Here is a 24,496-nt window from a genome sequence, read left to right on the forward strand (position 1 = left end):
AGGAGCCCCGGGCGACGTTTCACGGGAAACAAGCTTGCTCAGGGCCGCCCCAGGCGGTAGCGCGCCGCCACCGCCCGGATCTCCCCGGCCAGCGCTTCCCCGGGGATCGACAGGGCCACGTCGACGCGCGTCGTCAGCCCCACGGGGCCGAGCGTGTCCCCCGTGTCGACCGGCAGCAGCATCAGCGCGCCCGTCTCGACGTCGTGCGCCACGACGCCCTCCGAGATGATCCAGACGGCATCGGTGGTGGCGACCGTCCCGCGGCCGAAGGCGGTCGACACGGTCTCCACCGCATCCTCGGGCGGCGACACGCCGAGCGACAGCAGCAGGCGGTCCACGGCGGGGCGGATGATGGACCCCGGCGGCGGCAGCAGCATGGGGAAGCCCGACAGCCGGCGGGGCAGGGGGCCGACATCGTCGTGCAGCGGGTGCCCGGGCCGCACCGCCAGCACGATACGCTCGGAATAGAGGTGCTCGAAGGCGAAGCCCGCCATGCGGTCGGGCTCGCCCATGCGGCCCACCACCATGTCCACGGCGCCGAGGCGCAGCTGCGCCTGCAGGTAGTCGTTCGGCCCGGTGATCACCCGGGCGCGGGCCGCGAGGTCCTGCCGTCGGAAGGCTTCCACGGCGGCGGGCAGGATGCGGGCCGAGACGGTCGGCAGCGCCCCCACTGAGACGGTGGCGACCTCGGGCGCGCCGGCGCGGCGCACCGCTTCCACCCCCTCGCGCAACGCCGCCATCGAGATGGCGGCATGGCGCAGGAAGGTGCGGCCGAAACCGGTGAGCCGGAACGGCCCTGGACCGCGCTCGATCAGCGTCAGGCCCAGCAGCTCCTCGAGCTCCCGGATGGTCTTGGAGACCGCGGGTTGGGACACGTTCAGCTCGGCGGCGGCGCGCGCGAACCCTTCGCGGCGGGCCACGGCGAGGAAGGCCGCGAGGTGGCGGAGCTTGATGCCGGGGTCGAGCATGGCGGGCGGGCGTCCTGCGGCCCACGGGACGCCTGGCGGGCGCCCATGGCCGGATCCCGACATAACTCCGCGGTTATGGCGCTCCGCGCAAATCTCATTTTACAGCGCCTTCCACGACGCGTTACCGTCCCGGCAAAACAGGGCACCGCGCTGCGGGCAGGGGAGCGACGCCGGATGAACGATCCAGGTCGAGGCAGGACGCGGTGCCAGGTCGCCGTCATCGGGGCGGGCCCCGCCGGCATGCTGTTGGGGCACCTGCTGCGCCAGCACGGCATCGACGTCGTCATCGTCGAGCGGCGCGACCGCGCCTATGTGGAGGGCCGGGTCCGGGCCGGCATCCTCGAACAGGGCACCGTCGCCCTCATGGCCCGCCTCGGCCTGGACCGCCGCCTGCGGCGCGAGGGGCTGGTCCATTCCGGCACCAAGCTGTCGGTCGACGGCGCCGTGTTCCGCATCGACTTCGCCGCCCTGACCGGGGGCGCCACCGTCACGGTCTACGGCCAGCAGGAGGTGATGAAGGACCTGTTCGACGCCGCCGAGACGCGCGGCCTCGACGTGGTCTTCGACGCCGAGGACCTGCGCCTCGAGGCGGTCGACACCGACCGGCCCCGCGTCTCCTATCGCCGGCACGGCATCGACCACGTGGTGGACTGCGACGTCGTGGTGGGCTGCGACGGCTTCCACGGCGTCAGCCGGGCCGCCATCCCGGAAGGGGTGCTGAAGACCTTCGAGCGCGTCTACGCCTTCGGTTGGCTGGGCATCCTGGCCGACGTGCCGCCCGCCGACCACGAGCTGATCTACTGCTCGCACGAACGCGGCTTCGCCCTCGCCTCCATGCGCTCGGAGACCCGCAGCCGCTACTACCTGCAATGCGCCGCCGACGAGCGCGTCGAGGACTGGCCGGACGAGCGGTTCTGGGACGAGCTGTGCGGGCGGCTCGGGCCCGAGGTCGCCGCCCGGGTCACGCGCGGGCCGTCTTTCGAGAAGACCGTGGCGCCGCTCCGCAGCTTCGTCGCCGAACCGATGCGCTACGGCCGCCTCTTCCTCGCCGGCGACGCCGCCCACATCGTGCCGCCGACCGGCGCCAAGGGCATGAACCTCGCGGTGTCGGACGTGACCATGCTGGGCGAAGCGCTGATCGACCTCTTCGAGGAGGGGTCGACGGCGGGGATCGACGGCTACTCGGCCCGGGCGCTGGCGCGCGTCTGGAAGGCCGAGCGGTTCTCCTGGTGGTTCACCGGGCTCATGCACCGCTTCCCCGGCACCGACCCCTTCGCGCGGCAGATGCAGGTGGCGGAGCTGGACTACATCCGCTCCTCCCGGGCCGCCCAGACCACCCTGGCCGAGAACTACGTCGGCCTGCCCCTCTCGCCCGGCCCTTCGAACCGCGAGCCGCAGCCATGAGCGCCGTCCCCAGCGCGACGACCCCCGTCGAGATCGGGCGCCTGCTCGACGACGGGGCCTGGACCGCCATGCAGAAGGGCGTGGTGGTCATCGCGGCCCTCGCCGTGCTGCTCGACGGCTTCGACAGCCAGCTGATCTCCTTCGCCATCCCGGTGCTCATCAAGGAATGGGGCGTCACCCGCGCGGCTTTCGCGCCGGTGGTGGCGGCGGGCCTGGTCGGCATGAGCCTCGGCAGCGCCTGCGCGGGCTATGTCGGGGACCGGTTCGGTCGCCGCTCCGCCATCCTGGGATCGGTGCTGCTCTTCGGCGCCGCCACCTGCCTCATCGGCCTCGCGCCGAACCTCCTCGCCATCGGGCTCCTGCGCTTCGTCGCCGGCCTCGGCATCGGCGGCGCGCTGCCGACCTCGACCACGATGACGGCGGAATTCACCCCGGCCCGGCGCCGCACCATGATGGTGACCGCCACCATCGTCTGCGTGCCGCTCGGCGGCATGGTGGCGGGCCTCTATGCGGCGCCGGTGCTGCCGTGGCTCGGCTGGCGGGCGCTGTTCCTGCTCGGCGGCGCCCTGCCGATCCTGCTGTCCGGGGTGCTCTTCGCGCTGCTGCCGGAATCGCCCCGCTTCCTCGCACGCCGCCCGGCCCGCTGGCCGGACCTCGTGCGGCTCCTCGGCCGCATGGGCCGCCCGTTGCCGGCCGCCTCGGCCTTCACCGACAGCGCCGACCTGTCGGCGGCCCGCAAGCCGGGCATCGGGGAACTCTTCGCGGGCGGCCGCGCCCGCGACACGGTCGCGCTCTGGGGCGCCTTCTTCCTCTGCCTCCTCGCCGTCTACAGCGCCTTCGGCTGGCTGCCCACCATGCTGTCGGCCCAGGGGCTCAACGTCGCCATGGCGGGGGCGGGCCTCACCGCCTACAACCTCGGCGGCGCGCTCGGCGCCCTCGTCTGCGCCGGCGCCATCACGCGGCTCGGCTCGCTGCGGCCGCTGGTCGTCTGCGCCGTGCTGGCCTCGGTCAGCGCCTTCGCGCTCGACTTCGTCGACATCGGCGACACGACGGTGCTGATCGTCGGGCTCGGGCTGCACGGCTTCTTCGTCAACGCCGTGCAGTCGACGCTCTATGCGGTGGCGGCCTACGTGTATCCCACGGCCATCCGGGCGACCGGAACGGCCTTCGCCCTGTCCTTCGGGCGGCTCGGCGCCGTGCTCAGCGCGGTCGTGGGGGCGGCCTTCATCTCGGCGGCCGGCCCCGGCAGCTACCTCGACGTGCTGGGCTTCGCCATGCTCGGCGCCGCGCTCTTCCTGCTGCTGCTCCGGCACCACATCCCGCCGGCGGGCGTTGCCGAGGGAGCCGCCGTGCCGCGCCGTCGCGCCGCCTGACCTCCGATCCTCCGGGACGGAACGACAAGGGAACCCCGCCATGATCTTCGTCCAAAGCGGCGATGCCGTGATCCATGCCGAGCTGATCGGCGACCCCGAGGAGCAGCCCGTCCTGTGCTTCTCCAACTCGCTCGGCACGGACTTCCGCATCTGGGACCAGGTGGCGGCGCAGTTCGCCGAGGATTACTGCCTGCTGCTCTACGACAAGCGCGGCCACGGCCTGTCCGACCTCGGCACCGGGCCGGTCACGATCGACCGGCATGTCGACGACCTCCTGGCGCTCGCCGATCATTTCGGCATCGAGCGCTTCGGCCTCGTCGGCCTGTCGATCGGCGGCATGATCGCCCAGCGCCTCGCCGTGCGGGCGCCCGAGCGGCTCGCCGCCCTGGTGCTGTGCGACACGGCGCCGAAGATCGGCGAGACCGACACCTGGAACGAGCGCATCGCGGCGGTCGAGCGCGACGGCCTCGAATCCCTGGGCGATGCCGTGATGGAGCGCTGGTTCACCGAGGCCTATCGCTCCGGCGAGCCGCAGCCGCTGCGCATCTGGCGCAACATGCTGACGCGCCAGTCCGCCAAGGGCTATGCCGCATCCTGCGCTGCCATCCGCGACGCCGACCTCACGGCGGAGACGGGCCAGATCGCCGTCCCGACCCTCGTGGTGGTGGGCGCCGACGACCGCTCGACACCGCCCGACCTCGTCCGCGCCATGGCGGACCGCATCCCCGGCGCGCAGTTCGCCGTGATCGAGGGCGCCGGCCACCTGCCCTGCATCGAGCAGCCGGAGGCGCTGGCCGGCCTCATCGCCGACCTGCTCGACCAGGTGACGGACGATGACTGACGACGCCCGCTACGAGGAAGGCCTCGCGGTGCGTCGCGCCGTGCTGGGCGAGGCCCATGTGGCGCGGGCCTCGGCCAACGTCACGGCCTTCGACGCCGATTTCCAGCGCTTCATCACGGAAGGCGCGTGGGGCTCCGTGTGGTCGCGGCCCGGCTTCACCCCGCGCGAGCGCTCGATCGTCACGCTGGCGCTGCTGGCGGCGCTCGGCCACCACGAGGAGGTGGCGCTGCACGTCCGCGCCACCGCCAACACCGGCGCGACCCCCGAGGACATGTCGGAAGCCATGCTGCACGTCGCCGTCTACGCCGGCGTTCCGGCCGCCAACAGCGCCATCAAGGTCGTCAAGCAGACCCTGGCCGCCATGGCGGCCGAGACGGCGGCCGGGGCGGCGACGGAGCCGACCGAGCCGCGATGAGGCCCCGCGGCGGCGCCCGTCACCGGCGCGGCATCGCCGGGTGCCGCGACAGGCGGTTCTGCGCGGCGAGGCGCACGGGGGCGTTCGGGGCGCCGAAGCTCGCGTAGCCGCCTCGCCGCTCGACGATCTCGAAGAAGAACAGGTCGGCGAAGGTTTGGGTGAAGAGCTGGAAGAACTCGCCCTCGCCGTCGCGGTCGTACATGATGTTGAGCCGCCGCAGTTCGCCCGCCACCGCGTCCGGCAGGTCGAAGCGGGCTTCGAGGTCGTCGTAGTAGTTCTCGGGGATGGGCAGCACGGCGAGGCCGGCCGCCTCGAGGGCGCGCGCCGTGGCGAAGATGTCGGCCGTGTCGAAGGCGATGTGCTGCACGCCCGAGCCGAAGAAGTCGGTGACGAAGCGGGCCGACGCCGTGCGCCCGCCCTGCGAGCCGTTCAGCACGAGGCTCAGCGAGCGGTCGTCGTTCTCGACGACGAGGCTGTGCACGAGGCCGCCCGGGTCGGCGAGGTCGAGGCCGGGCGTTTTCCCGAGGTCGAGGATGGTCGTGTAGAACAGCAGCCACGACAGCATCTCGTCGTGGTCCATCGATTGCGCGACGTGGTCGATGCCGGTGAGGCCGACCGGGGCGGCCGCCGGGTCCGGCGCGACGGGGTCGAAGTCGATGTCCCACAGGCGGGACAGCTCGGTGTGCCCGTCGACGAAACACAGCAGGCTGCCGCCGACGCCGCGGATGGCCGGCATGTCCAGCTCGCCCACCGACACCTCCTGGCGGAACGGCGTGGCGCCGAGCGCTTCCGCCCGCGCCATCAGGGCATGGGCATCCACCACCCTGAGACCGATCGCGCAGACCGAGGGGCCGTGGACGAGGTAGGACGAGCGCGCGAAGCCGTGCGGGTCGCAGTTGACCACGAGGTTGACCCCGTTCTGCGACCACAGCGACACCCGCTTCGACTTGTGCGTGCCCGTCCGGCGGAAGCCGAGCGCGCCGATGAGCGCCTCGAAGTTCCCCGCCTCCTCGCCGAACGCGAACTCGACGAACTCGACGCCGGACGAGCGCGAGCGCGGCGGCAGGGCGCCGGCGGCGCGCGGGTCGAGCCGCTTCCTCACCTCGTCGTCGAGCGCGATCAGCGAGCGGTGGCCGTCGACCGCGACGGCGTCGGTCGACCCCGCCCTGAAGCTGTCGTTGAAGATTTCGAGGCTCAGGACGCCGTCGTAGCCCGTGGCCCGCACGGCTTCCCAGAACGACGCGACCGGCAGGTCGCCCTGCCCCGGCATGGTGCGGAAGTGCCGGCTCCACGACAGCAGGTCCATCTGAAGCCGCGGCGCGTCCGCCATCTGCACGAGGAAGATCCTGTCCTGCGGGATCGCCCGGATGCTGTTCGTGTCGAGCCCGCGCGACAGCGTGTGGAAGCTGTCGAGGATCAGCCCCACCGCGGGATGGTCGGCGCGGCGCACGATCTCCCAGGCGTCGCGGTGGTCGTTGACGAAGCGGCCCCAGGCCAGCGCCTCGAAGCCGATCCTCAGCCCGCGCCGCGCGGCCCGTTCGCCGAGCTCGCGCAGGTCCGCGGCCGCGCGGTCGATGCCGCCGATCGCGTGCGGCGACACGCTGGAGCACACCAGGATGAGGTCGGTGCCGATCTCCTCCATGAGGTCGAACTTGCGCTCGGCGCGGTGGAAGGCGCGGCTGCGGAACGGCTCGGGCAGGCCCTCGAAGTCGCGGAACGGCTGGAACAGCGTGACGGCCAGTCCGGCGTCTCGCACCATGCGGCCGACCTCGCGCGGGCTGTGGTCGAAGGCGATGAAGTCCTGCTCGAAGATCTCGACGCCGTCGAAGCCGGCGCGGGCGATGGCGGCGATCTTGTCTTCCAGCGTCCCGCTGATCGACACGGTGGCGATCGATGTTCTCATGGCGCATCCGCTGGCGTGTTGGGCCACCGCGACGGGGCGGTGCGGCGGACCGCCGAAAGGCAGACCGGCCCCTTCCAAGGGCCGCCCTCGCGGCGCATCCTGTCCCCAGCCGCCGCCCGTGTCCACCGCCGGCCGCCGGGCCAGGATCACCGCTCCCCATGATGACGTTGCGTCAGATCGAGGTCATCCGCGCCGTGATGGTGGCGGGCAGCATCAGCGGCGCGGCCAAGATCCTCAACGTGTCGGCGCCCGGCATCAGCCGCCTCGTCAAGCATGCCGAGGGCACGCTCGGCGTCCGCTTCTTCGACCGGCGCAACGGGCGCTTCGCCCCCACCGCGGAAGCGCGCAGCGTGTTCGAGCAGATCGACGAGGTGTACCGCAAGATCGACGACCTCGGCGACACCATCACGGCCATGGCGCGCGGCACCGCGTCGGAGCTGCGCATCGGGGCCGTGCCCAGCATCGCCCAGGTCATGGTGCCCCGCGCCGTGGCGGCCGTCCGCAAGCGCTTCCCCGACCTCCGGCTCAACATCAACGTGCTCAAGCTCGAGGAGGTGATCAACCACCTGCTCCTCGACAAGGTGGATTGCGTGGCGATGAGCTACCGCTTCGAGCACCCCGCGGTCGACGTCGAGCCGCTCGCCGCCGGCGAGCTGTTCTGCATCGTGCCCGAACGGCACCCCTTGGCGACGCGGGCCTCGGTCGGCGCCGCCGAGATCTGCCGCCACCCGCTCATCGGCATCGACGCCGCCGACCCCTATGGCCGGATCATGGCCCACCTGTTCGCCCGCCTCGGCCTCACCTACGACGTGCCCATCAAGGCGCGGTTCGGCTCCACCGTGTGCGCGCTCGTGAGGGCGGGCCTCGGCATCGCGGTGATCGACCAGTTCACGCTGGCCGACGGCATCCCGGGCGTCGCGATCGTGCCCATCGCCGAGCCCACCCGCTTTGAAACCTACGTGGCGACGAAGCGCGGCTCGGTGATGTCCGCCCACGCGGCCCATTTCGTGGCTCGGCTCCGCGCCGAGATGGTCGGCGCCGGCCCGCCCGTCCCCGGCCGGGATTAACATCGGGTTCACGGACAGGGCGAATTTGATCCTGGAGTTGTGCGCGGATCGCCGCCATCCTGCGATCCAGCGATCGGAGCACGATCCGGCGGACGGGAGGGGGCCATGGCGCATTCAGGCGAAGACGCGGACCGGGCTGCGCCCTCCGCCCCCGGCCCACGTGCCGGCCGCCGCCCGTCCCTGATGCTGGGGCTGATCGGGCAGAACATCGGGGCCTCGCTCACGCCCGAGATGCAGATGCGCGAAGCCGAGGCGCAGGGGATCCGCTGCGTCTACCGCATCGTCGACCTCGTGGCGCTCGGGCTCGGCGTCGAAGCCCTGCCCGAGCTGATCGTCGGCGCCGAACGGCTCGGCTTCGACGGGCTCAACATCACCCACCCCTGCAAGCAGGCCGTGATCCCGCTGCTGACGGAGCTGTCGCCCGACGCCCGCGCGATCGGCGCCGTCAACACCGTGCTGTTCCGGGACGGGGCGCGCGTCGGCCACAACACCGACTGGTCGGGCTTCGCGGAGCCGTTCAAGCGCGGCATGGCCGGTGCGCCGCTCGGGCGGGTCGTGCAGCTCGGCGCGGGCGGGGCGGGCGCGGCCGTGGCCCATGCGGCGCTCACGCTCGGGGTGTCGCGGCTCACGCTGTTCGACACGGACCGCGCCCGGACCGAAGCGCTCGTGGCGAACCTCGGCCGCACCTTCCCGGGCCGGGCCGCCGTCGGCGAGGACCGGGCGGCCGCCCTGGCCGAAGCTGATGGGCTCATCAACGCGACGCCGGTCGGCATGGAGGCCCACCCGGGCCTGCCGCTGCCCGCGGACCTGCTGCACCCCCGCCTCTGGGTCGCCGAGGTGATCTACTTCCCGCTGGAAACCGAGCTCCTGCGCCGCGCGCGGGCGCTGGGCTGCCGCACGCTCGACGGCGGCGGCATGGCGGTGTTCCAGGCCGTGGAAGCCTTTCGGCTGTTTTCGGGCCGCGAGCCCGACAGCCGCCGCATGCTCGACGCCTTCGACGCCATCCGCGCCGGACGCTGACGCGGTTCCCGGACCCAAGAGCGGCCCGTCCGAAGGCCGCCACCCATCAGACCCACAGGAGAGGACGCCCACATGGACGATCTGCAGCCCGGCGCGCATGTCCGGAGCCAGTCGAGGAAGGCCGCGGCGAGCGGCTGGATCGGCTCGGCGCTCGAATACTACGACTTCTTCATCTACGCGACGGCTTCGGCGCTGGTGTTCCCGCAGCTGTTCTTCCCGTCGAGCGATCCCAACACCGCCATCGTGGCGTCGCTGGCGACCTATGGCGCCGGCTACGTGGCGCGGCCGATCGGCGCCTTCGCGCTCGGCCACTGGGGCGACACGCACGGGCGCAAGAACGTGCTGCTGGTGTGCATGTTCCTGATGGGCTTCTCCACCATGGCGGTGGGCGTCCTGCCGACCTACGCCCAGGTGGGCGTCTGGGCGCCGGTGCTGCTCGTCATCATGCGCCTGATCCAGGGCTTCGCGGTGGCGGGCGAGATTTCGGGCGCCTCGTCGATGATCCTGGAACACGCGCCCTTCGGGCGGCGCGGCTTCTACGCCAGCTTCACGCTGCAGGGCGTCCAGGCCGGGCAGATCCTCGCCGCGGCGGTGTTCCTGCCGCTGGCGCGCTTCATGCCGACCGAAAGCTTCAACGCTTGGGGCTGGCGGGTGCCGTTCCTGCTGTCCGCCCTGGTGATCCTGGCCGGCTACATCATCCGCCGCGAGGTCGAGGAAACCCCGGCCTTCGCCGAAGAGGGCGCCGAGGGCGGGATCCCGCGCGCCCCCATCCCCGACGCCTTCCGCCTGTCGTGGGACGACATGCTGCGCGTCGTCCTGATGGCGCTGATGAACGTGATCCCGACGGTGGCGACCGTGTTCGGCGCCGCCTACGCGACGCAGCCGGCCTACGGCATCGGCTTCGCCAAGGACGTGTACCTGTGGATCCCCGTCGTGGGCAACATCGTCGCCGTGCTGGTCATCCCCTACGTGGGCAACCTGTCGGACCGGTTCGGCCGCCGCCCGCCGATCATCGTCGGCTCGATCGGCTCCGGCCTGCTCGCCTTCGCCTACCTGTGGGCGATCTCGATCGGCAGCATGCCGCTGGCCTTCCTGCTGTCGATCCTGATGTGGGGCCTGGTGTACCAGGGCTACAACGCCGTCTACCCGTCGTTCTACCCCGAGCTGTTTCACACGCGGGTGCGGGTCACCGCCATGGCGATCTCCCAGAACGTCGGCACGGCGCTCACCGCCGTCCTGCCGGCGCTGTTCGCCTATATCGCGCCCCCGGGTTCGACCGGCATCCCGTTCACGATCGGCACCTTCGCCTTCGTGGTCACGCTGATCTCGGCGGCCGCGGCCTTCAGCACGCGCGAAACCAACCGGCTCCGCCTGCACGACCTCGGGGATCGCGACGCCGTGCCGATGGACAGGGCCGAGTTCGAGCGCCTGCGTTCCGGCGAGCGTGCCGGGCGGGGCGACGGCGGCGGGCTCGTCCGGGCCTGAGCCGCCCCGAAGGGCTGCGCGCGACCCGTCCTGCGCCGACCACACTGGCGCGGCGGGCCGCGCTCGGCCATGGTGGGGCAGCGCGCCCGCCGCCGTCCACGCCGGCCCGCCGGCCGCCACGAAGACCATCCATCGATGCCGGGCCGCCACCGCGGCCGAGACCGACCGAAAGCGCGAGGGCCATGTCGGACCACAAGGGCAGCTATTTCCAGCGGGACCGGGATTGGCATCCGCCCGCCTACACGCCCGACTACAAGACGTCGGTGCTGCGAGCCCCCAGGCAGGCCCTGCTGTCGCTCGACAACACGATCTCGGAGATGACCGGCCCGGTCTTCGGCCACGACGTGCTCGGCCCGCGCGACGACGACCTCATCACCAACTGGGCCAAGACCGGCGACGCCATCGGCCAGCGCATCGTGGTCCACGGCCGCGTGCTCGACGAGAACGGCCGCGGCCTGCCGGGCGTGCTGCTGGAATTCTGGCAGGCCAATGCCGGCGGCCGCTACCGCCACCACAAGGAAACCTACCACGCCGCGCTCGACCCCAACTTCGGCGGCTGCGGCCGGGCCATCACGGCGCAGGACGGCTCCTACCGGTTCCGCACCATCAAGCCCGGCGCCTATCCCTGGCCCAACCGCGTCAACGACTGGCGGCCCGCCCACATCCATTTCTCGGTCTTCGGCCATGCCTTCGCCCAGCGCCTCGTGACCCAGATGTATTTCGAGGGGGACCCGATGATCTGGCAGTGCCCGATCGTCGGCACGATCCCCGACAAGCGCGCCGTCGAGCAGCTGATCGCGGCGCTGGACCGGCAGAACACCACCCACATGGACGCGCTGGCCTACAAGTTCGACATCGTGCTGCGCGGCCGTCGCTCGACCCTGTTCGAGAACCGGATGGAGGGGAACTGATGGTGCAGCGCCTCGACTACCTGAAGGAATCGCCCTCGCAGACCGCCGGGCCCTACGTCCACATCGGCACCAACCCCAACTGGGTCGAGATCACGGGCGTGTGGAACGGCGACCTCGGCCTCGTCCTGGTGGGGCCGGACACCAAGGGCGAGCGCATCCTCGTCACGGGCCGCATCTTCGACGGCCTCGGCAAGCCGCTCAACGACGCGCTGGTCGAGATCTGGCAGGCCGATGCCGACGGGCTCCACAACAGCCCGGAGGAGAAGCGGGGCAGGGCGGACCCGCATTTCGCCGGCTGGGGCCGCCAGCCGACCCACCGCGAGACGGGGGAGTTCCGCTTCGAGACGGTCAAGCCGGGGCGGGTCCCCTATGTCGACGGCCGCCCCATGGCGCCGCACATCACCGTCTATATCGTGGCGCGCGGCATCAACATCGGGTTGCACACCCGGCTGTATTTCGCGGACGAGGCCGCCGCCAACGCCGAATGCCCGGTGCTGAACCGCATCGAGCATCCGGCTCGGCGCGAAACCCTGGTGGCGCGGCGGGGCGAGGAGGGGGGCTTGCCGGTCTACACCTTCGACGTCCACCTCCAGGGCCACCACGAGACGGTGTTCTTCGATGTGTGAGGGGCGGCGGTGACGCTGCTGTCAGCCCTGGCCGGCGATCCCGAGGTCGAGGCCGCCTTCACCGACGTGGCGGAACTCGCCGCCATGCTGCGGTTCGAGGCCGCGCTGGCCGAGGCCGAGGCCGCCGCCGGCCTGATCCCGCCCGAGGCAGCAGCCCGCATCGCCGAGGCCTGCGCCGCCTTCGCACCCGACTGGCCCGCCCTGCGCGCCGGCCTCGCCCGCGACGGCGTCGTGGTGCCGGAGCTGGTGCGCCAGCTCCGCGCCGCCGTCGGCGACCCCCATGCCGGGAGCCTCCATCGCGGTGCCACCAGCCAGGACGTGATCGACACGGGCCTGGTCCTGCGCCTCGCCCCGGTGCTGGACCTCCTCGACGGGCGTCTCGACGCGCTCGACGCGGCGCTGGCCGCCCTGTCGGCGCGCGACGGCGCCGCGCCCCTCATGGCCCAGACCCGCATGCAGCGGGCGCTGCCCTTCACGGCCGCCGACAAGGTCGACACCTGGCGGGGGCCGATCCCCCGCCACCGCGCCCGGCTGGCGGACCTGCGCCCCCGGCTGCTGCGGCTGCAACTCGGCGGGCCGGTCGGTACGCGGGCCGAGCTCGGCGGCGCGGCGGAGGCGGTCGCGGCCGGCATGGCGGGCCGCCTCGGCCTCGCCGATGCGCCCGCCTGGCACACGCAGCGCGACGGCATCGCGGAGTTCGGCGCCTGGCTGGCGCTGGTGGCGGGCGGCCTCGGCAAGCTGGGGCAGGACGTCGCCCTGATGGTGCAGAACGAGGTCGGCACCGTCAGGCTCGCCGGCGGCGGCACCTCCTCGGCCATGGCCCACAAGGCGAACCCCGTGCCGGCCGAGCTGCTCGTCGCCCTCGCCCGCCATGTCGCGGGCCTGTCGGGCACGCTGGCCTCGGCCCTGGTGCACGAGAACGAACGGTCGGGCGCGGCCTGGACGCTCGAATGGCTGGTGCTGCCGCAGATGGTGGTGGCAGCCGGCGCGGCCCTGCGCACGGCGCTGTCGCTCGTCGCCAACCTGTCCTTCCCGACCAAGCCCGCCTGAACCGGAGCCCGCCCATGCCGTCCCCCGTCATCATCGCCGTCGCCATCACGGGTTCGGTGCCGCGCAAGGCGGACAATCCGGCCCTGCCGGTGACGCCCGCCGAGCAGATCGAATCGACCCACGCGGCCTTCGAGGCCGGCGCCACGCTGGTCCACATCCACGTCCGGGCACCCGACGAGACCCCGTCCTCGGATCCCAACCTGTTCCGCCAGGTGCAGGAAGGCGTGCGCCGGCACTGCCCCGGCATGATCGTGCAGTTCTCCACGGGCGGGCGCGGCCGCACGCCGGCGCAGCGTTCGGCGGCGCTGGAGTTCCGGCCCGACATGGCGTCGCTGTCGACGGGCTCGGTCAATTTCCCCTCGATCGTCTACGAGAACCAGCCGCCGCTCGTGGACGAACTCGCCGGCAAGATGAAGCTCCATGGCGTCAAGCCCGAGATCGAGGTCTTCGACCTGTCCCACATCCACGGGGCGAAGCGCCTGGTGGAGGCGGGGCTGATGGACCGGCACGCCCACCTGCAGTTCGTGCTGGGGGTCAAGAACGCCATGCCGGCCATCGAGCGCCTGCTCAAGGTGCTGGTGGAGGAGGCCCGGACGGCGCTGCCCGACATGACCTGGACGGCGGCCGGCATCGGCCGGCACCAGAGCGAGGTGGCGGATTGGGCGCTGGCGCTGGGCGGCCACATCCGGACCGGCCTCGAGGACAACATCCGCATCACCAAGGACCGGCTCGCCTCCGGCAATGCCGAACTCGTCGGGGTGGCGGCGGACCTCGTCGCCCGGCACGGACGCAGCGTCGCGACCCCGGCGGAGGCGCGTGCCATGCTCCGGCTGCCGGCGGCCTGAGCCGCCCCGCGGGCCCGCCCTCCGGAGCCGGTCCCGGCGCGACGCGTCCAACGGCGCGGTCCCCCGGGGCGGCGGACTGGCCGATTCATGGTGAGGGCTCGTTAACGCCGGCGCGTTAAGGCTGGACGCGGGCCGCGGTGCCAGGACAGTCCCCAGCTTCCGGGTGCCCGTGAGGAACGCCGAGGCGTCCACGCGCATTCGCATTCCGCTGGGAATAACCTATCGGCGATTGCCGCCATGGCCTTCCCGGGACTAAACTTGAAGATTAGGCCTGTTCCGGTTCGGCGGCGCGGGTCCCAGGATCACACCGGAACAGCAGGAGACACCGAGATGGCGACGAAGAAGGCGACCAGCGAAGCGGCCGAGAAGCCCGCCCCCAAGGCCAAGACCGAGAAGGTCACCGAGGAGGAGCGGGTGCCGAAGGGCGCCGCCGCCAAGAAGAGCACCGGCAAGCCGGCGAAGGAGGGCGACGTCGCGGCCGCCGACGCCAAGACGTCGACGAAGGGGCCCAGCAAGGCCCTGGGCAAGCCCGTCACGCCCTCGAAGGATCTCGCCGAGATCGTCGGCGCCGAGCCGCTCCCCCGCACCGCCGTGGTCAGCAAGATGTGGGACTACATCCGCAAGCACGAGCTGCAGAATCCCGCCGACAAGCGCGAGATCCTCGCCGACGACAAGCTGAAGGTGATCTTCGGCAAGGACAAGGCAACCATGTTCGAGCTGAACAAGCTGCTCTCCTCGCACCTCGCCTGAACGCCCAAGGTCGGGCAGGGAGCCGGCCCCCGGCTCGCCTCCCGGCCGCCCGCCCGGCGGACACCGGGACCGGCACCGGCATGGTCGCGCCGGCCCGGCGTCGCGGCGAGGCGTCATCTCCGATGCGGCCTGTCGTTCCGTCATGCCGGCCGGTCTCGAGCCTCTCGGCCCGTCATGCCGATTGATCCGGCGGCCCGTGCGGCCTATCCCGGGGGACCGCTTCCGGCTGTCCCATGTCGAACCCGCCCCCGTCACCCCCCCTCCACGGCATCCGCGTCCTCGAACTGGCCCGCATCCTGGCCGGACCGTGGTGCGGGCAATTGCTCGCCGACCTCGGCGCCGACGTCGTCAAGGTGGAACGCGCGGGCGCGGGCGACGATACGCGGCAGTGGGGGCCGCCCTTCATCGCGGGCGCGGACGGGGATGACCTCGGCGCCGCCTATTTCCACAGCTGCAACCGCGGCAAGCGCGGCATCGCGGTGGATTTCGAGACGCCGGAGGGCCGGGCCCTGGTGCGGCGCCTGGCGGCCCATGCCGACGTCGTCATCGAGAACTTCAAGGTGGGCGGCCTCGTGCGCTACGGGCTCGACGCCGCGGCGCTGCGCGCCCTCAACCCTCGCCTCGTCGTCTGCTCCATCTCGGGCTTCGGCCAGGACGGACCCTATGCGGCCCGGGCCGGCTACGACTTCCTGATCCAGGGCATGGGCGGGGCCATGTCAGTGACGGGCACGCCGGACGGACCGCCGACCAAATCCGGCATGGCCATCGCCGACCTCTTCACCGGCCTCTACGCCGCCAACGCCATCCAGGCGGCGCTCATCCGCCGCGCCGGCACGGGGGAGGGGGCCTGGATCGACTGCGCGCTGCTCGACACCCAGGTGGCGATGCTGAGCACCCAGGCGCTGAACTACCTCGCGGCGGGGCGGGACGGGCGCCGCCTCGGCAATGCCCATCCCAGCATCGTGCCCTACGACGTCTTCCCGGCGGCGGACGGCCACCTCATCATCGCCACCGGCAACGATGGGCAGTTCCGCAAACTGTGCGAGATCCTCGGCGCGCCGGGCCTCGCCGCCCATCCCGACTACCTGGCCAACCGGGGCCGGGTCGCCAACCGGGACGCCCTCACGGCGTCGCTGCACGCCTTGACGTCGGCCTGGCCCCGCGATGCGCTGCTCGCCAGGCTCGAAGCCGCCCACGTGCCGGCCGGACCCATCAACACCGTCGCTCAGGTCTTCGCCGACCCGCAGGTGGCGGCGCGGGGCATGGCCCTGGCGCTGGCCAACCCCGCCGCCGCCGGCGGCACGACGCCGGGCGTCCGCTCGCCGATCCTCATCGACGGCGTGGCCCAGGCGAGCCCGCATCCGGCGCCGCGCCTCGACGAGCACGCGGCCGAGATCATCGCCGACCCGGCCTGGGGCGGCGCGGACGGGGGAGAGGGAGCATGAGCGAGGCCATCGCGCCGCGAACCGGCGGGCGCATCCTGGTCGACGGCCTCGTCGCCCAGGGGGTCGAGCACGTGTTCTGCGTGCCGGGCGAGAGCTACCTGTCGGTCCTCGACGCCCTGCATGACGCGCCGATCGCCCTCACGGTCTGCCGCCACGAGGCCGGCGCCGCCATGATGGCGGATGCCGTCGCGCGCCTCACGGACCGGCCGGGCATCTGCATGGTGACGCGCGGCCCGGGCGCCAGCAACGCCATGGCGGGCCTCCACGTGGCCGAGCACGATTCGGTGCCGCTGATCCTCTTCGTCGGCCAGATCGAGCGCGGCATGCGGGGCCGCGGCGCCTTCCAGGAGATGGACTACCGCGCGGTCTTCGGCAGCATCGCCAAGTGGGTCGTCGAGGTCGACGATCCCGCCCGCATCCCGGAGGTCCTGTCGCGCGCCTTCCACGTGGCGCTGCAGGGCCGCCCGGGCCCCGTCGTCGTGGCCCTGCCCGAGGATGTCCTGACGGAGGCGGCACGCGTCCAGGATGCGCCGCGGGTCGAGCCCGCGCTGCCCTGGCCGGGCCTGCCCCAGATGGCGGCGTTGCAGAAGCTGCTCTGGGCCGCCGAGCGGCCCGCGCTGGTGCTGGGCGGCGGGGGATGGACGGCGACGGCCCGCGCCGCCGTGGCGCGCTTCGCCGAACGCTTCGCCCTGCCGGTGGCGACCTCGTTCCGCCGTGCCTCGCTCTTCGACGCCACCCACCCGAACTATGCGGGCGAGATCGGCATCGCGCCCAACCCGGCGCTGCTGCGGCGTCTCGCCGAGGCCGACCTGCTGCTGCTGGTGGGGGCCCGCATGAGCGAGATGCCCTCGCAGTCCTATACGCTGCTCGACGTGCCGGTGCCGCGCCAGCGGCTGGTCCACGTGCACGCGGATGCGGGCGAGATCGGCCGCGTCTACCATCCGGCGCTCGGCATCCACGCGGCATCCCGGACCTTCGCGGCCTCGCTCGAAGCCGTCCAGCCGCCGCAGGAGATCCGCTGGTCCGGCGCCCCCGAGGCGGCGCATGCCGCCTACCTCGCCTGGAGCGAGCCGCCGCCGGCCAGGCCGGAGGCGGTCGACGCCGGACGGGTCGACATGGGCCAAGTCGACATGAGCCAAGTCGACATGGGCCAAGTCGACCTGGGCCAAGTCGACCTGGGCCAAGTCGACATGGGCCAAGTCGACATGGGCCAAGTCGACATGGGCCAAGTCCTTCTCTGGCTGCGCGACCGCCTGCCGCCGGAGGCCGTGGTGGCCAACGGCGCGGGCAACTACGCCATCTGGCCCGGCCGCTTCCACCGCTTCCGCGACTTCGCCACGCAGCTCGCCCCGACGTCGGGCTCCATGGGTTACGGCGTGCCCGCCGCGATCGGCGCCAAGCGCCTCGACCCCACCCGCCCCGTCGTGGCCTTCGCCGGCGACGGCTGCTTCCTGATGACCGGGCAGGATTTCGCCACGGCCGTCCAATACGGCCTCGCCGTGATCGTCATCGTGGTCGACAACGGCATGTACGGCACCATCCGCATGCACCAGGAGCGCGAATACCCGGGCCGGGTCACCGGCACGGACCTCCGCAACCCGGACTTCGCCGCCTATGCCCGGGCCTTCGGCGGCCATGGCGAGACCGTGGACCGCACCGACGCCTTCGGGCCGGCCTTCGAGCGGGCCTCGGCCTCCGGCCTGCCGGCCATCATCCACGTCCGGGTCGACCCCGACGTCATCACCCCGGCGACCACGCTGAGCGCATTGCGGGCGCGTTCGGCGAAGCGCTGAGCCATTCCGGCCCCGCGGCGCGACGGCGGCGCCGCGCTCGCCGCCACGAGATCCTCGCCCGGGCTCCGCTGCAGCCCGCAGCGCGACCCGGTCAGTCGCCCCGCATCAGGGCGGCGAAGGGGTTCTCCATCCAGTCGCCGTAGCTCGGCGCGGCGCGTCGCGCCGGGGCGTAGCCGAGGGCGGATCCGCCATAGCCGGCCTGCCGGGCCGCATAGGCATTGGCGCGGTCGCGGCGGCTATGGCGCCGGCTCACGACGGGCTGCTCGTCATCCTGGTAGGCGACGAGTTCGGGCTCGGCCGCCCGGCGGCGCGCCACCTGCACGTCGCCCCGGCCGGGGGTGCTGCCGACGATGCTGATGCTGGCGCCTTCCGCCCGCACCATCTGGTAGAGAGCCGCGGCATTGTTGGGGGACAGGCGCACGCAGCCGTGCGAGGCGGCCGCACCGAGCGAGCCGGTGGCATAGGTGCCGTGGATGGCGTAGCCGCCCTTGAAGAAGATGGAATGGGGCATCGGCGAGTTGTGGTACTTGTGGGAATAGTGCATCGCCTGCAGGCTCTGCACGCCGTAGCGGCCGCGGGGCGTCACGAAGCCCGCCCGCGCCGTCGACACAGGCCAGTCGTAGGCCGCGCCGCTGGCCGACCGCACATGCATCGTCTGCGTGGACAGGTCCACCTGGATGCTCACGGCAGCCTCGGCCGGCGCCGCCCACACGACAAGGCCAACCAGCACCGCGGCCACGAAACCCATCACGCGCATCGGGAAGTCCTCAAGGTTGCAATCGGCAGTCTCATTGAGGCCATCATCCCGCTTCGGTGGCGACACGTAAAGGCGCGGATGCGAACACGGTTTATCGATTCCGCAGGTTGTACCGGCGCGGCTGCCGCGGACTGCCGGGCGCCACGGGTTCGGTCCCGGGACCGGGCGTCTTCGGCAGGACCTGCCGCGCGATGGCGGCACATCCGCAGCACCTTCTGTCGCCGCGGTGGATAATCCGGCGGTGCTCATGAGATGGATCCCGCCATGCTGGCCAACGACCTCGCCGAACTCGATCGCGCCCACCTGATCCACCCGGTCATGTCGTGGCGGGACCACGAGGCCCGCGGGCCGCACGTGCTGGCCGAGGGGCGGGGCGCCTATCTCACCGACGCGTCCGGCCGCACCCTGCTCGACGGCTTCTCCGGGCTCTGGTGCGTCAACGTCGGCTACGGCCAGGACAGCGTCGTGAAGGCCGCGACCGAGCAGATGATGCGCCTGCCCTACGCCACCGGCTATTTCGGCTACGCCGCCGAACCCTCGATCCGGCTCGCCGCCCGCCTCGCCGAACTGGCGCCCGGCGACCTCGACCACGTCTTCTTCACGCTCGGCGGCTCGGACGCGATCGACAGCGTGGTGCGCTTCATCCGCTTCTACATGCACGCGAAGGGCACGCCCGAGCGGCGCCACGTCATCTCGCTCGCCCGCGGCTACCACGGCTCCTCGTCGACCGGTGCCGGCATCACGGCGCTGCCCGCCTTCCACCGCGACTCGGACCTGCCGCTCCCCTGGCAGCACCACATCGCCAACCCCTACCCCTACCGCAACCCGGTCGGCCCCGAACCCGACGCCATCATCGCGGCCTCGCTGGCCGAGTTCCACGCCAAGGTCGAGGAGATCGGCGCCGACAAGGTGGCGGCCTTCTTCTGCGAGCCCATCACCGGCTCGGGCGGCATCATCGTGCCGCCCAAGGGCTGGCTGCCCGCCATGCGCGAGGCCTGCCGCGCCCTCGGTATCCTGTTCGTCGCCGACGAGGTCATCACGGGCTTCGGGCGCACCGGCCCGCTCTTCGCCTGCGAGGACGAGGGCATCGTGCCCGACATGATGACGGTGGCGAAGGGGCTCACCTCCGGCTACGTGCCCATGGGCGCGGTGCTGATGTCGGACGCGGTCTACCGCACGATCCGCGACGGCAGCCCCGAGGGCGCCACCATCGGCCACGGCCTCACCTACTCGGCCCACCCGGTCAGCGCCGCCGTGGGCCTCGCCGTCATGGACCTCTACCTCGACGGCGGCGGCCTGCTCGCCCAGGGCCAGCGCGTCGGCGCCTATCTCGGCCGGCGCCTGCAGGCCTTCGCCGACCATCCGCTGGTGGGCGAGGTGCGCGGGCGCGGCATGCTGCAGGGCCTGGAGCTCGTCACCGACAAGGCCGCCAAGACCAAGCCCGACAAGGCGCTCGGCATCGCCGGCAAGCTCGCCGCCCAGGGCCTGGAGCACCGCCTCATCTTCCGGGCCTTCGCCGACGACATGATCGGCTTCGCGCCGCCGCTGTGCTGCACCGAGGCCGACATCGACGTGCTGTGCGAGCGGCTCGGCGCGACGCTCGACGCCGTCCTGGCCGACCCGGCCGTCAGGGCCGCCGTCCGCTGACGGGGCCGGGGGCGGGGCCCCGATCCCCGGGCGCCCGGGGGTGACGGCGTTTCGCGCCGGCGGCCTCCGTGGCACAAGGGGGCATGTCGCTCGATGTCGTCGATCTCCGCACCTTCTATGCCGCGCCGCTCGGCCGCGTCGCCCAGCGCGCGATCGCCCGGATCGTGCGCAGCTGGTGGCACGACACGGGCGGGCTCGCCGTGGCGGGGCTGGGCTATGCCATCCCGTTCCTCGAGCCGTTCCGCGACGAGGCCGTGCGGGTCATCGGGCTGATGCCGGCCGAGCAGGGGATCGTGCACTGGCCGGCGGGCGGCCTGTCGGCCACGGCGCTGGTCGAGGGCGGGCAGCTGCCGCTCCCCGACGGGTCGATCGATCGCCTGCTGCTGGTCCACATGCTGGAGCCGACCGAGCACCCGCGCGAGGTCCTGGCCGAGGTATGGCGCGTCCTGACGCCCGGCGGCCGCATGATCGCCGTGACGTGCAACCGCCGGGGCATGTGGGCGCGGGTCGACACGACGCCCTTCGGCTCGGGCCAGCCCTTCTCCAAGCGGCAGCTCCAGGCGCTGCTGCGCGAAACCCTGTTCTCGCCCGAGCGGTTCGGCGAAGCGCTGTACGTGCCGCCCTTCGAGCGCCGGTCGCTGCTCAAGCTGGCGCCCTTCTTCGAACGGACCGGCAAGCGCATGGCGCTGCCGGGCGCGGGCGTGCTGCTGGTGGAGGCCACCAAACAGCTCTACCGGCCCGTGATGCTGCGGCGCCGGGTGCCGGTTCGCCAGGCGATCCCCCGGCTGGAGCCGCGGCTTCAGGGCTCGTTCCGGCGGGACAACTCGTTCGGCGATGCCGCCGACCCCGTGAACCGCTGATTCACCCTGCGTCACCATCGCCCGGAACGGGGCCGCGCGACGCAGCATTCCTCCCTGCGGGAGACAACCATCACCATGCTGAAGCGGGTCGAGACACACGAGGGGCGGGACGGTCCGGAGATCGTCGATCCGCAGGATGCGGCTGAAAGCGCCGGCCTCCTCTACGTCCACGACGATCGCGAGCCCGGCATCACCCGGCGCAGGAGCGGCAAGGGCTGGTCGTTCCGCACGCCCGACGGCACCGCGATCCGGGACGCCACCACGATCGAGCGCATCCACAAGCTCGCCATCCCGCCCGCCTACTCGGACGTTTGGATCTGCCCGGATCCGCGGGGCCACATCCAGGCGACCGGCCGCGACGACAAGGGACGCAAGCAGTACCGCTACCACGCCGCCTTCCGGGAAGTGCGCGACAGCGCCAAATACGAGCACGTCACGGCCTTCGCCGAGGTGCTGCCGCGGATCCGCTCGACCGTGAAGGCCCATATGGCGCTGCATGGCCTGCCCCGGAAGAAGGTCCTGGCCACGATCGTCTACCTGCTCGAGACGACCCTGATCCGGGTCGGCAACGAGGGCTACGCGCGGCAGAACCAGTCCTATGGTCTCACCACGCTCGAAGACCGCCACGTCGATGCCCATGGCGCCGACCTGCGGTTCGAGTTCAAGGGCAAGAGCAACAAGGTTTGGAAGCTGAAGGTGCACGACCGCCGCGTGGCCAGGATCGTGCGGGCCTGCCACGACCTGCCCGGGCAGCACCTGTTCCAGTATCTCGACCATGACGGCCACCAGCACGCGGTCTCGTCGCACGACGTCAACGAGTACCTCCGCGAGATCACCGGCCGCGACGTTTCCGCCAAGGACTTCCGCACCTGGGCCGGCACCGTGCTGGCCGCCCTCGCCCTGCACGAGTTCGGCACCATCGACAGCGAGGCCAAGGCCAAGAAGAACGTGCGGGCCGCCATCGAGCGCGTCTCGTCCCGCCTCGGCAACACCCCCACCATCTGCCGCAAGTGCTACGTCCACCCCGAAGTCGTGAACTCCTACATGTCGGGCGACCTGTTGCTGGAGGTGAAGGAGGAGGTGGAGGCGGAACTGCGGGACGACCTGCCCCGCCTCAAGCCCGAGGAGGTCGCCGTGCTGACCCTGCTCGAGCGCCGGCTCGCCCGCGACATCGACCACCGGGTAGCCGAAAAGCAGGACGCCAAGCGCGTCCGCAAGCGCAGCCGCGCCGCCTGACGGCACTCCGGACGGGCCGGCGACGGCCCGCATGGCAACGTTCCCGCGGCACCGTCGCCGAGCGGCGGTCCGCTGAAAGGATCACATGGCATCCCAGGTTCATCACGACGGCAAGACCGTCACGGTCACGACGGACGAGGGTCACAGGATCGGCTTCGCCGCGGGGGAACTGAACGCGCCCTCGACGTCGGGCGAGATCACCACGGATTGGGCGGGCGGCGTGCCGCCGGCCAATCCGGAAACCACCGTCCGGTCTGCCAAGGCCGATGCCGAGGCGCATGTGGCGCAGCATGGAGCCCCGTCCGGACCCGACGAGGCCCAGCAGGGTCAGGAGCGCAAGGGCCTCGGCGGCGCGATCAAGGACGCCCTCGGCATGCCGTGACGGGCCGGATCGCCGAGCTACCCGACCAGCCTAGGTCGCTTCAGGGCGGGCACCGCCCTCAGCCGTCGCCCAACCCGTCCGCTCCCAGCACGGCCCGGCTGCGCTCGCGGAACGGGAAGAAGCCCTTGGTGGCGTGCCGCCAAAGGGCGTCGTCCCAGGGCCTCCGAACCCGCACCAGGGTCATGCCCGCTGCCGTGAGTGGCCCGGCGAGGTCGCCCAGTGCGTCGCTCACCGGCCCGACCGGCGCTTCCGGCGCGACCACCGTCGTCGCCCCGGCGGCGGCGGCGGCGGCCAGCACCGCTTCGGCCCCCAGCCCCTCCGTCACGTCGGCGCCACCGCCCTGGGATCCCTCGGCCCGCGCCGCGGCATCCTCGGCCGCAGATTCCACGAAACGCCGCGCCGCCGCGCCCCACGGCCAATCGTCCGTGCCGCCCGTCGCCGCCAGCACGCCGACGACGTCGACCCCCGGCACGATCGACCGTTCCGCCCCGAAGTCCTCGGGGTGCAGCAACAGCAGCGCCCGGCCCGGCGGGACGGGGGGCTGCGGCGCCAGCGGCCGGATGGCGGGCAGGGGCGCCTCGACGAGCGCCGTGGCCTGCGTGGCGAGCCCGCGCGGGTGGAAGCGACCGCCGGTGTGGCGGGCGATGTTGTCGGGCGTGGCGAGGTAGGTCTTGCCCGGCGTGTGCAACCCCGCGACCCAGCGCCACGACAGCGTGTTCGACGCCGGGTCGGCATCGACGAGGTGGCGCAGGAAGAAATCGGCCCCGAGCGCCCAGGGCAGGCGCAGGGTGAAGATCCAGATCGAGGCGAACCACATGCGGGCGTGGTTGTGCAGGTAGCCGAAGGCGGCGAGTTCCTGCGCCCAATCGTCGAAGCCCGCGATGCCGGTGCGGCCTTCCTCGGCGGCCGCGACGGCCCGCGCCAGCCCGCCCGACCGCCGCACCGCGTCGCGCCCGGCATCCCGCTCGGCCAGGAAGCGGGCCCAGATCGCCGGCCGCAGTTCCAGGCAGCCCTTGAAATAGCTGCGCCACAGGACTTCCGACACGAACTTGTCCGCCTCCGCCCCGTGGCGGTCGAGCGCGCCGGCGATCACCTCGCGCTCCGAGAGGAGGCGATAGCGCAGGTAGGGCGACAGGGCCGAGACGCTCCGCTCGGCCTCGGGGCCGCCGTCGGTGTTGCGCGCCTCCGCGTAGGCCCGGCCGGCCCGGGGCAGGAAGGCGTCGAGGCGGCGCAGGGCTTCCGCCCGGGTGGCGACGAAGGCGGGCGTGGCGTCGTCGACGTGCGTCCCCATCATGCTGGCGCGCCCTCGCGCCGCCCGGCCATGCGCTGCAGCCGGGGTCGGAGCCGCAGGAAAGCCCGGTAGAGCCGCTCCAGGCCGGCCAGCACCAGTGGGTTCCGGGCGGCGAGGCCGAGCGGGCGGAGCCCCGGGATGGCCCGCCACATGGCGGCGAAGGCGGCGGCGCCCGACACCAGGCGGCCGTCCTCGCGCGCATGGAACCGCGCGAGGAGGTCGGCCCGGTCGACCGGGCAATCGCCATGTCCGGCCACGCCGAGATCGACGAAGGCGATGGCGCCCGCGCGGTCGAGCCGCCGCATGAGGGCGATCTCCCGCCGGCACAGCGGGCAGCCTCCGTCGAACCAGACCGTGAGTTTCGTCATGGGTCGGAGATGGGGCGGCGGCGGGCGAGGTCCACGGGCAGGGAACGGCGTCGTGGCGC

Annotated in this window: 22 protein-coding genes and 3 pseudogenes; 19 read left to right on the forward strand and 6 right to left on the reverse strand. The window is 72.5% G+C overall.

The window, feature by feature from the left end; all coding sequences use genetic code 11:
* Positions 1-38: 38 nt before the first annotated feature.
* Complete coding sequence (gene pcaQ / locus D3272_RS15060; RefSeq protein ID WP_129220024.1) at positions 39-968, reverse strand: pca operon transcription factor PcaQ; 930 nt, start codon at positions 966-968, stop codon at positions 39-41.
* A 174-nt stretch (positions 969-1,142) separates the two neighbouring features.
* Between pcaQ and pobA the strand changes: the two genes are divergently transcribed.
* Genes pobA through pcaC form a run of 4 tightly spaced genes read left to right on the forward strand, consistent with a single transcriptional unit; the run spans position 1,143 to position 5,001 of the window.
* Complete coding sequence (gene pobA / locus D3272_RS15065; RefSeq protein WP_129220025.1) at positions 1,143-2,372, forward strand: 4-hydroxybenzoate 3-monooxygenase; 1,230 nt, start codon at positions 1,143-1,145, stop codon at positions 2,370-2,372.
* A complete protein-coding gene (locus D3272_RS15070) occupies positions 2,369-3,745 on the forward strand; it encodes an MFS transporter (RefSeq protein WP_129220026.1) in 1,377 nt (458 codons plus the stop codon). The genes pobA and D3272_RS15070 overlap by 4 nt, the downstream gene beginning before the upstream one ends.
* Before the next feature lie 40 nt (positions 3,746-3,785).
* Positions 3,786-4,586: a 3-oxoadipate enol-lactonase gene (pcaD, locus tag D3272_RS15075; RefSeq protein ID WP_129220027.1), complete on the forward strand. Its 801-nt coding sequence runs from the start codon at positions 3,786-3,788 to the stop codon at positions 4,584-4,586.
* Positions 4,579-5,001: a 4-carboxymuconolactone decarboxylase gene (pcaC, locus tag D3272_RS15080; RefSeq protein WP_129220028.1), complete on the forward strand. Its 423-nt coding sequence runs from the start codon at positions 4,579-4,581 to the stop codon at positions 4,999-5,001. The genes pcaD and pcaC overlap by 8 nt, the downstream gene beginning before the upstream one ends.
* Positions 5,002-5,020: 19 nt before the next feature.
* Here the strand turns inward: pcaC and D3272_RS15085 are convergent, their stop codons facing one another.
* Positions 5,021-6,904 carry a bifunctional sugar phosphate isomerase/epimerase/4-hydroxyphenylpyruvate dioxygenase family protein gene (locus D3272_RS15085; protein ID WP_129220029.1) on the reverse strand — a complete coding sequence of 628 codons (1,884 nt, stop codon included), beginning with the start codon at positions 6,902-6,904 and terminating at the stop codon, positions 5,021-5,023.
* Positions 6,905-7,062: 158 nt separating this feature from the next.
* Between D3272_RS15085 and D3272_RS15090 the strand changes: the two genes are divergently transcribed.
* From D3272_RS15090 to D3272_RS28405, 10 genes and pseudogenes are all read left to right on the forward strand, one after another.
* Positions 7,063-7,971, forward strand: coding sequence for a LysR family transcriptional regulator (locus D3272_RS15090; RefSeq protein ID WP_129220030.1), 909 nt, complete (start codon positions 7,063-7,065; stop codon positions 7,969-7,971).
* Positions 7,972-8,154: 183 nt separating this feature from the next.
* Complete coding sequence (locus tag D3272_RS15095) at positions 8,155-8,991, forward strand: shikimate dehydrogenase (RefSeq protein ID WP_245496601.1); 837 nt, start codon at positions 8,155-8,157, stop codon at positions 8,989-8,991.
* Positions 8,992-9,063: 72 nt separating this feature from the next.
* On the forward strand, positions 9,064-10,476 hold the full coding sequence (locus tag D3272_RS15100; RefSeq protein ID WP_129220032.1) for an MFS transporter: 1,413 nt from the start codon (positions 9,064-9,066) through the stop codon (positions 10,474-10,476).
* Between the two features lie 182 nt (positions 10,477-10,658).
* Positions 10,659-11,387, forward strand: coding sequence for a protocatechuate 3,4-dioxygenase subunit beta (gene pcaH / locus D3272_RS15105; RefSeq protein ID WP_129220033.1), 729 nt, complete (start codon positions 10,659-10,661; stop codon positions 11,385-11,387).
* Complete coding sequence (gene pcaG, locus D3272_RS15110) at positions 11,387-12,013, forward strand: protocatechuate 3,4-dioxygenase subunit alpha (RefSeq protein WP_129220034.1); 627 nt, start codon at positions 11,387-11,389, stop codon at positions 12,011-12,013. The genes pcaH and pcaG overlap by 1 nt, the downstream gene beginning before the upstream one ends.
* 9 nt (positions 12,014-12,022) lie before the next feature.
* Positions 12,023-13,063 (forward strand): 3-carboxy-cis,cis-muconate cycloisomerase, encoded by a 1,041-nt coding sequence (locus tag D3272_RS15115; protein ID WP_129220035.1) that lies wholly within the window; start codon positions 12,023-12,025, stop codon positions 13,061-13,063.
* Between the two features lie 14 nt (positions 13,064-13,077).
* A complete protein-coding gene (locus D3272_RS15120) occupies positions 13,078-13,908 on the forward strand; it encodes a 3-oxoadipate:acetyl-CoA acetyltransferase (RefSeq protein ID WP_129220036.1) in 831 nt (276 codons plus the stop codon).
* Between the two features lie 330 nt (positions 13,909-14,238).
* Positions 14,239-14,658, forward strand: a complete 420-nt coding sequence (locus D3272_RS15125; protein ID WP_129220037.1) for an SWIB/MDM2 domain-containing protein — start codon at positions 14,239-14,241, stop codon at positions 14,656-14,658.
* 233 nt (positions 14,659-14,891) lie between these two features.
* Positions 14,892-16,103, forward strand: coding sequence for a CaiB/BaiF CoA transferase family protein (locus D3272_RS15130; RefSeq protein ID WP_129220038.1), 1,212 nt, complete (start codon positions 14,892-14,894; stop codon positions 16,101-16,103).
* Positions 16,100-17,074, forward strand: a pseudogene (locus D3272_RS28405) (thiamine pyrophosphate-binding protein); the annotation flags it as partial. The gene D3272_RS15130 and the pseudogene D3272_RS28405, both read left to right, overlap by 4 nt.
* 201 nt (positions 17,075-17,275) lie before the next feature.
* Here D3272_RS28405 and D3272_RS28410 read toward each other — a convergent pair.
* Positions 17,276-17,422: pseudogene (locus tag D3272_RS28410) on the reverse strand (hypothetical protein); the annotation flags it as partial.
* Here D3272_RS28410 and D3272_RS28415 point away from each other — a divergent pair.
* Positions 17,396-17,896, forward strand: a pseudogene (locus D3272_RS28415) (thiamine pyrophosphate-dependent enzyme); the annotation flags it as partial. The pseudogenes D3272_RS28410 and D3272_RS28415 sit on opposite strands and share 27 nt — an antisense overlap.
* A 91-nt stretch (positions 17,897-17,987) precedes the next feature.
* Here D3272_RS28415 and D3272_RS15140 read toward each other — a convergent pair.
* Positions 17,988-18,653, reverse strand: coding sequence for a L,D-transpeptidase (locus D3272_RS15140; protein ID WP_129220040.1), 666 nt, complete (start codon positions 18,651-18,653; stop codon positions 17,988-17,990).
* 264 nt (positions 18,654-18,917) lie between these two features.
* On the opposite strand from D3272_RS15140, the gene D3272_RS15145 reads away from it, so the two are divergent.
* The 4 genes from D3272_RS15145 (at position 18,918) to D3272_RS15160 (ending at position 22,778) form a co-directional block, all read left to right on the forward strand.
* Complete coding sequence (locus D3272_RS15145) at positions 18,918-20,300, forward strand: aminotransferase class III-fold pyridoxal phosphate-dependent enzyme (protein ID WP_129220041.1); 1,383 nt, start codon at positions 18,918-18,920, stop codon at positions 20,298-20,300.
* Positions 20,301-20,383: 83 nt separating this feature from the next.
* The gene (locus D3272_RS15150; RefSeq protein ID WP_129220042.1) at positions 20,384-21,160 is read left to right on the forward strand and encodes a class I SAM-dependent methyltransferase; all 777 of its coding nucleotides are present in this window, start codon (positions 20,384-20,386) and stop codon (positions 21,158-21,160) included.
* Positions 21,161-21,235: 75 nt separating this feature from the next.
* Positions 21,236-22,396 carry a DNA topoisomerase IB gene (locus D3272_RS15155; protein WP_129220043.1) on the forward strand — a complete coding sequence of 387 codons (1,161 nt, stop codon included), beginning with the start codon at positions 21,236-21,238 and terminating at the stop codon, positions 22,394-22,396.
* Positions 22,397-22,481: 85 nt separating this feature from the next.
* Positions 22,482-22,778: a hypothetical protein gene (locus tag D3272_RS15160; RefSeq protein ID WP_129220044.1), complete on the forward strand. Its 297-nt coding sequence runs from the start codon at positions 22,482-22,484 to the stop codon at positions 22,776-22,778.
* 58 nt (positions 22,779-22,836) lie between these two features.
* Here the strand turns inward: D3272_RS15160 and D3272_RS15165 are convergent, their stop codons facing one another.
* Both D3272_RS15165 and D3272_RS15170 read right to left on the reverse strand, forming a co-directional pair.
* The gene (locus D3272_RS15165) at positions 22,837-24,072 is read right to left on the reverse strand and encodes an FAD-binding domain-containing protein (RefSeq protein ID WP_245496588.1); all 1,236 of its coding nucleotides are present in this window, start codon (positions 24,070-24,072) and stop codon (positions 22,837-22,839) included.
* Positions 24,069-24,437 (reverse strand): thiol-disulfide oxidoreductase DCC family protein, encoded by a 369-nt coding sequence (locus D3272_RS15170; RefSeq protein WP_129220045.1) that lies wholly within the window; start codon positions 24,435-24,437, stop codon positions 24,069-24,071. The genes D3272_RS15165 and D3272_RS15170 overlap by 4 nt, the downstream gene beginning before the upstream one ends.
* Positions 24,438-24,496: the final 59 nt, after the last annotated feature.

Origin of the sequence: Lichenibacterium ramalinae (assembly GCF_004137085.1) — a bacterium.
GTDB lineage: Bacteria > Pseudomonadota > Alphaproteobacteria > Rhizobiales > Beijerinckiaceae > Lichenihabitans > Lichenihabitans ramalinae.

Coding starts and splice junctions, on each gene's coding strand:
- D3272_RS15085 (WP_129220029.1), bottom strand. CDS start 6,904: ATGAGAACATCGATCGCCACCGTGTCGATCAGCGGGACGCTGGAAGAC.
- D3272_RS15125 (WP_129220037.1), top strand. CDS start 14,239: ATGGCGACGAAGAAGGCGACCAGCGAAGCGGCCGAGAAGCCCGCCCCC.
- D3272_RS15070 (WP_129220026.1), top strand. CDS start 2,369: ATGAGCGCCGTCCCCAGCGCGACGACCCCCGTCGAGATCGGGCGCCTG.
- D3272_RS15145 (WP_129220041.1), top strand. CDS start 18,918: ATGCTGGCCAACGACCTCGCCGAACTCGATCGCGCCCACCTGATCCAC.
- D3272_RS15165 (WP_245496588.1), bottom strand. CDS start 24,072: ATGATGGGGACGCACGTCGACGACGCCACGCCCGCCTTCGTCGCCACC.
- pcaC (WP_129220028.1), top strand. CDS start 4,579: ATGACTGACGACGCCCGCTACGAGGAAGGCCTCGCGGTGCGTCGCGCC.
- D3272_RS15095 (WP_245496601.1), top strand. CDS start 8,155: ATGCTGGGGCTGATCGGGCAGAACATCGGGGCCTCGCTCACGCCCGAG.
- D3272_RS15130 (WP_129220038.1), top strand. CDS start 14,892: ATGTCGAACCCGCCCCCGTCACCCCCCCTCCACGGCATCCGCGTCCTC.
- D3272_RS15090 (WP_129220030.1), top strand. CDS start 7,063: ATGATGACGTTGCGTCAGATCGAGGTCATCCGCGCCGTGATGGTGGCG.
- D3272_RS15100 (WP_129220032.1), top strand. CDS start 9,064: ATGGACGATCTGCAGCCCGGCGCGCATGTCCGGAGCCAGTCGAGGAAG.
- pcaG (WP_129220034.1), top strand. CDS start 11,387: ATGGTGCAGCGCCTCGACTACCTGAAGGAATCGCCCTCGCAGACCGCC.
- D3272_RS15120 (WP_129220036.1), top strand. CDS start 13,078: ATGCCGTCCCCCGTCATCATCGCCGTCGCCATCACGGGTTCGGTGCCG.
- pcaD (WP_129220027.1), top strand. CDS start 3,786: ATGATCTTCGTCCAAAGCGGCGATGCCGTGATCCATGCCGAGCTGATC.
- pcaH (WP_129220033.1), top strand. CDS start 10,659: ATGTCGGACCACAAGGGCAGCTATTTCCAGCGGGACCGGGATTGGCAT.
- D3272_RS15150 (WP_129220042.1), top strand. CDS start 20,384: ATGTCGCTCGATGTCGTCGATCTCCGCACCTTCTATGCCGCGCCGCTC.
- D3272_RS15140 (WP_129220040.1), bottom strand. CDS start 18,653: ATGCGCGTGATGGGTTTCGTGGCCGCGGTGCTGGTTGGCCTTGTCGTG.
- pcaQ (WP_129220024.1), bottom strand. CDS start 968: ATGCTCGACCCCGGCATCAAGCTCCGCCACCTCGCGGCCTTCCTCGCC.
- D3272_RS15170 (WP_129220045.1), bottom strand. CDS start 24,437: ATGACGAAACTCACGGTCTGGTTCGACGGAGGCTGCCCGCTGTGCCGG.
- D3272_RS15160 (WP_129220044.1), top strand. CDS start 22,482: ATGGCATCCCAGGTTCATCACGACGGCAAGACCGTCACGGTCACGACG.
- pobA (WP_129220025.1), top strand. CDS start 1,143: ATGAACGATCCAGGTCGAGGCAGGACGCGGTGCCAGGTCGCCGTCATC.
- D3272_RS15155 (WP_129220043.1), top strand. CDS start 21,236: ATGCTGAAGCGGGTCGAGACACACGAGGGGCGGGACGGTCCGGAGATC.